This window comes from Rhodopirellula maiorica SM1, from assembly GCF_000346295.1.
Classification (GTDB): Bacteria; Planctomycetota; Planctomycetia; order Pirellulales; family Pirellulaceae; genus Novipirellula; species Novipirellula maiorica.
The window spans coordinates 1-10,577 of sequence record NZ_ANOG01000179.1; the positions used below are offsets into that span (position 1 = coordinate 1).

General features: G+C 55.5%; 8 protein-coding genes. 5 read left to right on the forward strand and 3 right to left on the reverse strand.

Annotated features, from left to right (window positions below; translation table 11 throughout):
- From RMSM_RS05455 to RMSM_RS05475, 5 genes are all read left to right on the forward strand, one after another.
- Window positions 1-1,593: bifunctional 2-methylcitrate dehydratase/aconitate hydratase (locus tag RMSM_RS05455; protein WP_236622012.1), on the forward strand; the 1,593-nt coding region annotated here is incomplete at its 5' end.
- Between the two features lie 128 nt (window positions 1,594-1,721).
- On the forward strand, window positions 1,722-3,305 hold the full coding sequence (locus RMSM_RS05460; protein WP_008692703.1) for an acyl-CoA carboxylase subunit beta: 1,584 nt from the start codon (window positions 1,722-1,724) through the stop codon (window positions 3,303-3,305).
- A 118-nt stretch (window positions 3,306-3,423) separates the two neighbouring features.
- A complete protein-coding gene (locus RMSM_RS05465; protein ID WP_008692704.1) occupies window positions 3,424-5,304 on the forward strand; it encodes an acyclic terpene utilization AtuA family protein in 1,881 nt (626 codons plus the stop codon).
- On the forward strand, window positions 5,285-6,049 hold the full coding sequence (locus RMSM_RS05470) for an enoyl-CoA hydratase/isomerase family protein (RefSeq protein WP_040764240.1): 765 nt from the start codon (window positions 5,285-5,287) through the stop codon (window positions 6,047-6,049). Before RMSM_RS05465 ends, RMSM_RS05470 begins: the two co-directional genes overlap by 20 nt.
- The gene (locus tag RMSM_RS05475; protein ID WP_008692709.1) at window positions 6,040-7,806 is read left to right on the forward strand and encodes an acyl-CoA dehydrogenase family protein; all 1,767 of its coding nucleotides are present in this window, start codon (window positions 6,040-6,042) and stop codon (window positions 7,804-7,806) included. Before RMSM_RS05470 ends, RMSM_RS05475 begins: the two co-directional genes overlap by 10 nt.
- 7 nt (window positions 7,807-7,813) lie before the next feature.
- On the opposite strand, the gene RMSM_RS05480 is transcribed toward RMSM_RS05475, so the two are convergent.
- From RMSM_RS05480 to RMSM_RS05490, 3 genes are all read right to left on the reverse strand, one after another.
- On the reverse strand, window positions 7,814-8,578 hold the full coding sequence (locus RMSM_RS05480) for an SDR family NAD(P)-dependent oxidoreductase (protein ID WP_008692710.1): 765 nt from the start codon (window positions 8,576-8,578) through the stop codon (window positions 7,814-7,816).
- A gap of 210 nt (window positions 8,579-8,788) precedes the next feature.
- Entirely contained in the window at window positions 8,789-9,568 is a 780-nt protein-coding gene (locus RMSM_RS05485; RefSeq protein WP_008692713.1) for an SDR family NAD(P)-dependent oxidoreductase, read from the reverse strand.
- A 43-nt stretch (window positions 9,569-9,611) separates the two neighbouring features.
- Complete coding sequence (locus tag RMSM_RS05490; RefSeq protein WP_008692714.1) at window positions 9,612-10,337, reverse strand: YebC/PmpR family DNA-binding transcriptional regulator; 726 nt, start codon at window positions 10,335-10,337, stop codon at window positions 9,612-9,614.
- Between the last annotated feature and the right edge of the window lie 240 nt (window positions 10,338-10,577).

Here is a 10,577-nt window from a genome sequence, read left to right on the forward strand (position 1 = left end):
GGACACGCAGTCCCAATCGCAACAGCGTCGGCGGCCAACGGTACCGGGATCAAAGAACTCTGTGAAACAATCCACGGAATCACGAAATTGGTTGATCGGTCCGCGAAAGCAGGCCATGATGACGGAGTGATTGCGAACGACGACTCGGTAAACTCCTCCATCATCGCTGGATCCAAGATGACCACATCCCCGGCCCATACCGATGCTATGCTACAGCAGATCGCCGACTATGTTTGCGGTCCAGCGGACTTTGGTGACGAAGCTTGGGCGACCGCGCGTTTATGTTTGCTTGACAGTCTCGGATGCGGATTATTGGCATTGAACTATCCGCAATGCACAAAGCTGCTCGGTCCCGTCGTTCCCGGAGCCACGCTGTCACCGGGGGCACGCGTTCCTGGCACCGCTTACGAACTTGATCCAATCACCGCGGCGTTCAATATCGGCTGCATCATCCGCTGGCTTGATTACAACGACACCTGGTTGGCTGCGGAGTGGGGACACCCGTCGGACAATTTTGGTGGGATCTTGGCGGTCGCCGACTATCGCAGCCGATTGGGGCATTCCGTCACAATTCAGGATGTATTAGCGGCAGCGATCAAAGCGTACGAAATCCAAGGCGTGTTGGCGCTACAGAATTCATTTAATCGCGTTGGACTCGATCACGTGCTACTGGTGCGTGTGGCGACGACTGCGGTGGTTACAAAACTGCTTGGCGGTTCACACGACCAAGTGATCAATGCCGTCAGCAACGCGTGGATCGATGGCGGTGCACTGCGGACTTATCGGCATGCCCCCAACACGGGTTCACGCAAGAGCTGGGCGGCCGGCGATGCAACACGGCGTGGCGTCCAATTGGCGTTCATGAGTTTGACCGGTGAAATGGGCTATGCGTCGGCTTTGACGGCAGACCACTGGGGGTTCGAAGATGTGCTGTTCGCCGGACGTGCCGTGCAGATGACGCGGCCGCTGGATGACTATGTCATGCAAAACATCTTATTCAAAGTCGCCTTTCCTGCGGAGTTTCATGCACAAACCGCCGCGGAAGCCGCCATGATATTGCATCCGCAGATCGATACACGCTGGGACGAGATCGATCGTATTCGAATCGAAACGCAAGAGTCGGCAATGCGGATTATCAACAAAACCGGTCCGTTAAACAATCCAGCTGATCGCGACCATTGTTTGCAATACATCGTTGCGGCAGCATTACTGCACGGTCGTCTCGATTCGGATCATTATGAACAAGCGGCAGCCGAAGATCCGCGGATCGATAAACTGCGTGAATGCATGCAGGTGGTTGAACATCCACACTATTCGAATGACTACCTCGATCCGGATAAACGATCGATCGCGAACTCGGTCCAAGTGTTTTTCACCGATGGATCGCACACTCCGCGTATCGAAGTCGAATACCCGCTAGGACATCGACGTCGCCGTGAAGAAGCAATTCCGCTGCTTCGCGAAAAATTTCACAACAACGTTGCGACGCGATTTTCAAGCGAGCGAGTGACATCGTTGGAATCATTGTTCGCAAACGATTCAATCGACGATATCCCCGTCGATCAATTCATCGATAAGTTTGTGGATCGCTGATGGGATACATACAATAGGCAAGGACGGGCAACGCTGCGACACTCTTCCAATTGCAGCGACGTTTGCAAACCGAGCCTTAAGCGAACTTCCCAGGACGGACCGTGCTTCGGAATCCTCAGGAGAATTCGGTGCCAACATTGCGTGAGCTTACCGACGATCTGATTCGCCAAGAGCAGACGCTCCGGCAAGGCGGCGGCGAGGAAGGTCAGCAGCGACAGCTGCGTCACGGCCGGTTGCCGGTACGCGAAAGGTTGGATTTGTTGCTTGACAACGATCGGCCGTTCTTTGAACTGGGATTGTGGGCGGGCGACGGCATGTATGACGAGTGGGGCGGTGTTCCCGCCGCCGGTATCGTCACGGGAATTGGCTCGGTTGCTGGGCGTGCTTGTTTAATCGCAGCCAACGACGCCACCGTCAAAGCCGGTGCGATGTTCCCGCAATCGGTAAAGAAGTTATTGCGGGCACAAAAGATTGCGGCCCAGTTTCGGCTGCCGCTGATCTATTTGGTCGATTCCGCCGGCGTCTTCCTGCCGTTGCAAGACGAAATCTTTCCAGACGAAGACGATTTTGGTCGGATCTTTCGCAATAACGCTGTTCTCTCGGCCGCCGGCATTCCTCAATACGCCGCCGTGATGGGCAACTGTGTTGCGGGCGGCGGCTATCTACCAGTTTTATGCGACAAAATGCTGATGACCGATGGCAGTCAACTCTGTTTGGCAGGGCCTGCCCTCGTGAAAGCTGCAATTGGACAAGTGGTCGACCCCGAGGAACTCGGCGGTGCTTCGATGCATTCCGGGATCAGCGGGACCGTTGATTTCCACGAGCCCGATGATCCGTCATGCTTAACACGGCTGCGTCACCTCGTCGATCTGTTACCACCGAACGTTCCGCCGTCGGCATTTCAAAACACACCGGCCGATCCCCGATTGTACGACATCGTCTCAGCAGACGGTCGAATTGAATATGACGTTCGCGATCTGATTGGATGTTGCACGGACGAAGACACGATGCAGGAGTACAAGGCGGAATATGGTCAGTCGTTGGTGACCGTGTTCGCGAAAATTGCCGGTCACCCCGTTGGAATTGTCGCCAATCAAAAGCGCCGCTGCCGGACCGCAAGCGGCGAGATCCAAGTGGGCGGTGTGATCTATCCCGATGCTGCCGACAAGGCGGCTCGCTTTGTCATGGATTGCAACCAAACGAAGCTGCCGCTGGTTTTCATTCAAGATGTGCAAGGGTTTATGGTGGGCAAGCAAGCCGAACAGGCGGGCATCATTCGTGCCGGAGCCAAACTGGTCAACGTTGTCAGCAACTCGGTTGTGCCCAAGTTGACCATCATTGTTGGCGGATCTTTCGGTGCAGGACACTATGCAATGTGCGGCAAAGCGTACGATCCCGCTTTAATCTTGGCGTGGCCTTCGGCAAAGTATGCCGTGATGGGCGGCAACCAGGCTGCGGAAACGCTGTTGTCGCTGCAACTGCGTGACGCACAGCGAGCCGGACGAACACTGGGCGACGACGAGGTGTCCCAGCTACGTCAATCGATCCAACAACGTTACCAGGAACAAACCGACATCCGGTTTGGAGCCGCCCGCGGCTGGGTCGATGCCATCATCCCGCCGGCGGACACGCGATTGTGGCTACAGACCGCACTTGCGCTGCTGCCCACATCAACAAATCAAGAGTTTAAAACAGGAGTGTTGCAGGTATAGAATTCAGTTTTAGCAATAGCGATTCGTACAGCAAACAATCGTTCACGCTAATCGCATCACCGCCAACACCGTTGATTTCACCTGCGAAAGACCAATTCCACGTTTTGGATATTGAAAAATGGTCCGTCCGATTCGAATCGGAAACGCACAAGCCTTCTGGGGTGACCGAAACACCGCAGCGGCTGAATTGTTGGCGCGTGAACCGGAACTCGATTTCCTGACACTCGATTATCTTGCCGAAGTATCGATGTCCATCTTGGCGACACAGCAGCAACGTGATCCGAAGTTGGGATTCGCTCGAGATTTCCTCGATGTGGTTCAATCGTTGGTGCCCTATTGGGCCGCAGGCGGAAAATGCCGACTGATCGCAAACGCGGGGGGACTAAATCCAATCGGATGTGCACGCGCATGCCGTCAAGTAATCCAGGACGCCGGTTGCCCATCGCTACGCATCGGTATCGTCAGCGGTGACGATGTACTGAGTATCCTTCGCTCGAAAGAACACCGAAACGACGCTGAATCGTTTCGTAATTTAGACAGTGGCGATTCCATCGACGGCGTGGCCGATCGGCTCGTCACCGGGAATGCCTACCTTGGCGCGACCGCGATCGTCGACGCACTCGCTCAGCACGCGGACATCGTCATCACTGGCCGCGTCGCTGATCCATCGATGGTCGTCGCTGCTTGCGTTCACCATTTTAGCTGGACCGAAGCTGACCTTGATTGTCTGGCGGGTGCCACCGTGGCCGGACATCTGATCGAATGCGGCACCCAGGTTACCGGCGGCATCAGCACCGAATGGATGACCGTGCACGATCCAGTGCATCTCGGGTTTCCTATCGTCGAGATTTCCGACGATGGCACCTGCATTGTCACAAAACCAAGATGCAGCGGCGGCGAAGTGACCCCCTGGACCGTCAAGGAACAACTTGTCTACGAAATCGGCGACTCGGAAGCCTACCTCAGCCCCGATGTGACGGTGTCGTTCCGCGATTTATGTGTCGACGAAATTGCACCCAATCGAGTCCGCGTCCGTGACGCGATCGGCAAACCCGCTCCATCTCAGTACAAAGTCAGCGCAACGTTCCGTGACGGTTTTCGATCCTCCGGAATGCTGACCATCGTGGGACGCAGTGCTAAGGAAAAAGCTCAACGGGCCGGTAAAATCGTGCTTGAGCGATTGCGTGATGCCGACGTCCACGTACGCAATAGCTTGATCGAATGTCTCGGTTGCGGCGCGTGTGCCGAAGGTTTCACCGGTTCAACCGCATTCATTGATACGTCCTCCCTTGGCGAGGTGGTCCTGCGAGTTGCCGTCGAAGTTGATTCGCAAAAAGATGCCGAACGATTTTCTCGCGAATTGATGCCGCTGGTCACCGCCGGTCCGCAAGGGACGACGGGATACGCCGAAGGACGGCCACGAGTTCATCCCGTGATACGCTACTGGCCTTGCCTGATCTCGCGAGATTTGGTGCATGCAACCGTTGAATCGTTACAAACCAAAGCGACTGACGACGACGCAAAGACCGCTAAAAATTGGCCACCCGCACTCGCAGTGCCAACCACGGACGCCCCAACACCCGAGCATCTCCATTCCGAGGAAAAAGCCATACCAACGCACGCCGCAATCGATGACTCTGCGGCGGGCCACTTATACGACATCGCGATCGCTCGCAGCGGAGACAAGGGCACGGGGGCGAACATCGGCGTGATTGCACGAGACGATATCGCGTGGGGATTCCTGCACAAATGGCTGACGTCCGAGCGTGTCGCAGCGTTCTTCTGCAACCGTGAACTCCAATCCGTTCAGCGATTTGAGTTGCCGAATCTTCATGCACTGAACTTCGTGATTCATGGCATCCTGCAACAAAGATTGCGGACCGACGCGCAAGGCAAGACGCTCGGTCAAATTTTGCTTGAAATGCCGTTACCGAAATCAGCACCTCATTCATGCGTTTCTATTGGCGGAGACAACCAGCATGCCGAACTTGATACTTAGCAACTGCATCGCACGGGGCATCCATGCGGTGACACTCAACCGCCCCGATCGTCGTAATGCACTGAGCATCGAATTGCTTGAGGCACTTTGTCACGAGTTGACTCGGCTCGAACAAGATACCACGAACCGCGTGGTCATTCTCGCCGGCGATGGAAAGGTTTTCTCGGCGGGACTTGATTTACGAGAGGCGGCTGACACTGCGTTAGTGGAACGTTCGGCGAACACGGTCAAGCAAACACTCGAAAAATTGCATTTGACACCACTCATTGTTATCGCCGTCGTCCAAGGCGGCGCGTTCGCAGGGGGCGCCGGCGTCATGGCTGCATGTGACGTGGTGATCGCGGCGGAGGACGCTCGCATCAGTTTTCCCGAAGCACGTCGAGGGTTGCTGCCTGCGTTGGTGATGAATGTCTTACGACACAAAGTCCGCGAGGGCGACCTGCGCGACCTGCTGTTGACCGGCGATCCAATCAGTGCGGGGCGAGCACAGCAAATCGGCCTAGTCCAACGCGTCGTTCCGGCGACCCAACTGCATGCGACTGCGACGACGATCGCGAGATCAGTCTTGGCGGGCGGTCCCGAGACGATTCGCCAGACGAAGAAACTGATTGGCGAAGCCTTTTCGGACGCCGCTTCGGGTGGGGAAACTGATTTAATCGACCGGCACTTAGCCGCACGGCACAGCGACGAAGCTCGCGAAGGGTTGGCGGCGTTTAATGAGAAGCGAGAACCAAAATGGCCATAAAACACCCGACTCAGACGACGGAGCGATTAGAACAACGCGAGCAACAAATGCGACAGGCCGAAGAATTGCTCGGGTCCTTGCCGCAAACCACCGGGATTGCAAAAGGATTGTTCCACGGCCGATTCATCCACGACTGGGTGTTTCCCTATCCGACGTTATCGCGGCAACAAAGTATCGATACAAAGGCTGCAGTTGCCGATTTGAACCAGTTCTGCGACCAACATCTGGACCCCACTGCAATCGACCGAAACGCCGATATTCCACGACACGTGATCGACGGCCTTGCGGATCTGGGGCTGCTTGGTATGACGGCGCCGGCGTCATTCGGTGGCCGAGGGTTCTCGCAAAAACAGTATTGCCGGTTGCTCGAAGTCATTGGTGCTCGATGCAGTTCGACTTCAATTTTTGTCAATGCACATCACTCGATCGGCATGCGAGGTTTGTTGCTATTTGGAACCGAGGCCCAAAAACAGAAATGGCTGCCCGATTTAGTCAGCGGGAAAAAGCTTGCAGCGTTTGCGTTGACCGAACCGGACGCCGGTTCAGATGCGTCCAATGTACAAACCACCGCGACGCCCACCGGCGATGGTGCCACCTTTGTACTGAACGGGCAAAAACGTTACATCACCAACGGCGCGATCGCCGACGTGTTGACCGTGATGGCACGGACTCCGGTCGATGGGACCGACGATACCGCAATCACCGCATTCTTGGTAACGCCGGACATGCCAGGGTTTCGAGTTACCGAACCGCGAATGGAGAAACTAGGGATTCGCGGAACGGCAACGGCGAAATTGGCGTTCGATCAGCTGCACGTCCCACGTGAAAACATTCTTGGTCCCTATGGCAAAGGGTTGAAGGTCGCGTTGACGGTGCTCGATTTCGGACGCACCACATTTGGTGCTTGTTGTACCGGAGCGGCAAAAACATGTCTGCGTTTGGCAATCGATCATGCACGGACTCGTCGCCAATTTGGGCGATCGTTAGCCGAATTCGAATTGGTTCAACAAAAACTTGCTCGCATGGCCGCCTGGATTTACGCCATGGAAGCGACGACCAATGTGACCGCAGGGCTGATCGACCGCGGACTCGAAGACTATATGCTGGAAACGGCGATGTTAAAAGTTTGGAGCACCGAGCGACTGTGGACCATCGTTAACGACGCTTTCCAGATCTATGGCGGCGCTGCATACTTCACCGACCAGCCACTCGAGCGGATGCTCCGCGACCATCGCATCAACCAGATTGGCGAAGGAGCCAACGAAGTACTGATGTCCTTCATCGCATTGACCGGCATGCGTGGCCCCGGCATGCAGATGAAGGAGGTCAACGAAGCAATGAAACATCCTTTGAGAGGATTCGGATCGTTTGCTCACTTTGCAATCGGTGCGATGCGATTACGCATGCAGACACCAGACGTCCCTTTGGACTCGGAAGAACTAAAACCAATGGGGCGACGTCTAGGAAAACAGGTCAAACGTCTGGGCACAACCGTCCAGTCCACGTTGGTCCGGCACCGTGAAGAAGTCCTGGAACGTCAACTGGTGCTCGAACGGATCGCATGGATCGCGATGGAACTGTTCGCAACCGCTTGCACACTCAGTCGACTCGACAGCGAGTTAGTAAACGGGGATCGCAGCAACCAGCCCGCTGCTCAATTTTTTATCGCCGATTCACGTCGCCACGTGGACCACTGTTTTGCCGCCTTGCGTGACAACGATGATGATCGCTTGTTGGCGACCGCCCAAAGCTTGTAACATCCGTTCAACGTGCCGCCAAACGAACGCCACCGTCGAGCCGCAATGTCGCTCCGTTGATCATCGCGTTTTCAAGGATGTGCAATACCAATGCTGCGAATTCCGCCGGCTGACCTAACCGCTGAGGGAACACTGTCTGGTCAATCAACGATTGTCGCACCTTGTCCGGAGCGGCCTGCATCATCGGTGTTTCAAACACGCCTGGAGCGATCGCGACAACCCGAATCGCATGCTGAGCCATCTCACGAGCCAGCGGTAGAGCCAACGATGCGACCGCTCCTTTGGACGCCGCATAGGCCGCCTGACCGATTTGGCCTTCGAACGCGGTCACCGATGAAGTCATCACCATCACGCCTCGTTCACCCTCGACGTCCGGCTCTCCACTCGCAATCGCTTCGCCACAAAGACGCAGCGTGTTAAACGTGCCGACCAAATTCACGTCGATCACTCGGCGAAACGCTTCGAGCGATGCAACTCCCTGACGCGGAAGCAATCGTTCGGCATGCAACACACCGGCGCAAGCGACCACGCCTCGCAACGATCCGTACCGCTGCTGTCCGAGTTCGATTGCCGCTCTCATGTCGGCCTCGCTGCAAACGTCGGTACGCGCAAACACGATTTGATCCGCAAATTCGCGGAGCACCGATTCCGCAGGTTCGATCAGATCCGCGATGACGATATTCGCCTTTTGTTTTGCGAGTCTCGCCACGCAGGCTGCTCCTAACCCAGAACTTCCGCCGGTCACCAGCACGCAAGCGTTCTCGATTTGCATGATTCCGCGTCCTCGCCATCGCCCAAGTTTGTTCGAGGGACACGTGATTCATTGAGTGGCAATGCGTCCCTGATGTTCTGCGACGTTCATTTTACTGGATCGACCAACATGCTGCTTTAACTCTTCACGACGAGCGGAAATCGCTGCATTCAACGGGTTGTCAAACGCACGGTTCGACAGCACCGCTAACGCCAACTTAAGAGGAACGGATTAATTGGTGCTCAGCCCACCATCGACAAGCGAAACTGATCCCGTCATCCACTTTGCATCACCGGAGGCCAAGTGCACGGCCAATTTGGCGACATCCTCGGGCTCGCCCAAACGTCCAAGTGCGAACGATTGACGCACGAACGCATCGTACTCGCGTCGCCGTTCATCCGAAAATGACGCGATCATCATTTCCGTCAGCGGCGTCTTGATCGTGCCTGGAGCGATCGCGTTAACGCGGACTCCCATCGGCCCAAGTTCCAACGCCAGCGCTTTGGTTAACGAATTGATGCCTCCTTTGGTCATCGCATAGACCGACGCAGGACGCCCGGGGATCAATCGGTGCGCGGATGTCGAAGAGATGTTGATCACACTTCCTTGTGATTTCGTCAGCAGCGGCAGCAGTTGCTGAGTCAGCTGAAAGGGCGTGATCAGATTGAGTTGCACCTGAGCCTGCATCTCTTCCGCAGTGACGTCTGCAAACGAAGTAAAGCATGCCATCCCCGCGTTATTGACCAGCACGTCGACCGCATCCCATGTTTGCGAAATCTCGTCGCAAACTCGCGGAATCGATGCGGGATCGACGAGGTCAGCCGCGGTGTAGTGAACTTGCCCGCCCTCGGCGCGAAGGCTCTCCGCTGCCACGGCAAGTTTTCCCTTGTTTCTCGCCACCAACCATAACTCCGCTCCCTCGCTTGCAAAAGCACGGGCGATCGCCAGACCAATGCCGTCGCTGCCGCCAGTAACCACCGCTTTCAACTTGTCGAGACGCGTTTTGACCATCAGCTAACCTCATTACATTGCTGTCGCGCCGACGGCTCACCACTCAATCGGTGGTAGCCAGGATCGCGTTATGATAGATCTCTTGAACATCGTCACAATCGTTTAGCATTGTAATGAACTTGTCGAACATTGGCATGTCATCGGCAGGGATCTCCGTTCGCGTGTGTGGCACAAAGGTGATCTCTTCGACATCGAACTCGGTCTCCGGCAGCGCATCCAAAATTGCTTGCTTAGCCTTGTAAAACTCAGTGGTGGGTGCAAACACCGTCACTTGGCCTGCTTCGCATTCGACATCGGTCACGTCGACGTCCGCCATCAATAGCAATTCAAGCACTTGGTCGGCACTGTCACCTTTGAATGATAGAATGGCCAAATGTTCAAACGCATGCGCCACCGATCCCGGAGCTCCCATTTTTGAACTCGTTTTAGTAAAGCAATTTCGCACATCCGTGATCGTGCGGTTGTTGTTGTCGGTCAAGCAATCGATGATGACCGAGCATCCGCCTGGCCCAAATCCTTCGTAACGCGCCGCGACATAGTCTTCGCCACCGACGCCGGACGCCTTGTCCAGCGCCTTTTCGATCACGTGTGCGGGGACTTGGTCTTTCTTCGCCTTCTCGATCAAACTACGCAGTGACGAATTCGCAGCAGGCCCACCGCCGTTCTTGGCCATGACATAGATCTGTTTTCCATATTTTGAATAGACCTTTGTTTTCTGAGCCGCAGTTTTGGCCATCGAAACCTTGCGAACTTCAAAGCTTCTACCCATAGCGTATGGTCTCTCGATTGATGAGGCGTTGTTGAGGAATCAGGCACGTTGTAACCGCAGCATCCCGTGGATGCCCAGAGCAAGCCGCACCGCGGTTACGGGGCTTTTCAAATATTCGAGACATTTTCTCAGAAAACAGAAGATTCAACCAGCGGTCAACACAGTCACTCGCATTCGCCCGCAAAGCAGAGGCAGAAAAACAAAGATCTCTGGCGTCTTCTGCGGCATCCCATCTTCCAG

Bases quoted from the DNA above. Each gene is read 5' to 3' on its own strand.
- RMSM_RS05470 (WP_040764240.1), top strand. From the start codon at position 5,285: ATGCCGAACTTGATACTTAGCAACTGCATCGCACGGGGCATCCATGCG.
- RMSM_RS05480 (WP_008692710.1), bottom strand. From the start codon at position 8,578: ATGCAAATCGAGAACGCTTGCGTGCTGGTGACCGGCGGAAGTTCTGGG.
- RMSM_RS05465 (WP_008692704.1), top strand. From the start codon at position 3,424: ATGGTCCGTCCGATTCGAATCGGAAACGCACAAGCCTTCTGGGGTGAC.
- RMSM_RS05490 (WP_008692714.1), bottom strand. From the start codon at position 10,337: ATGGGTAGAAGCTTTGAAGTTCGCAAGGTTTCGATGGCCAAAACTGCG.
- RMSM_RS05485 (WP_008692713.1), bottom strand. From the start codon at position 9,568: ATGGTCAAAACGCGTCTCGACAAGTTGAAAGCGGTGGTTACTGGCGGC.
- RMSM_RS05475 (WP_008692709.1), top strand. From the start codon at position 6,040: ATGGCCATAAAACACCCGACTCAGACGACGGAGCGATTAGAACAACGC.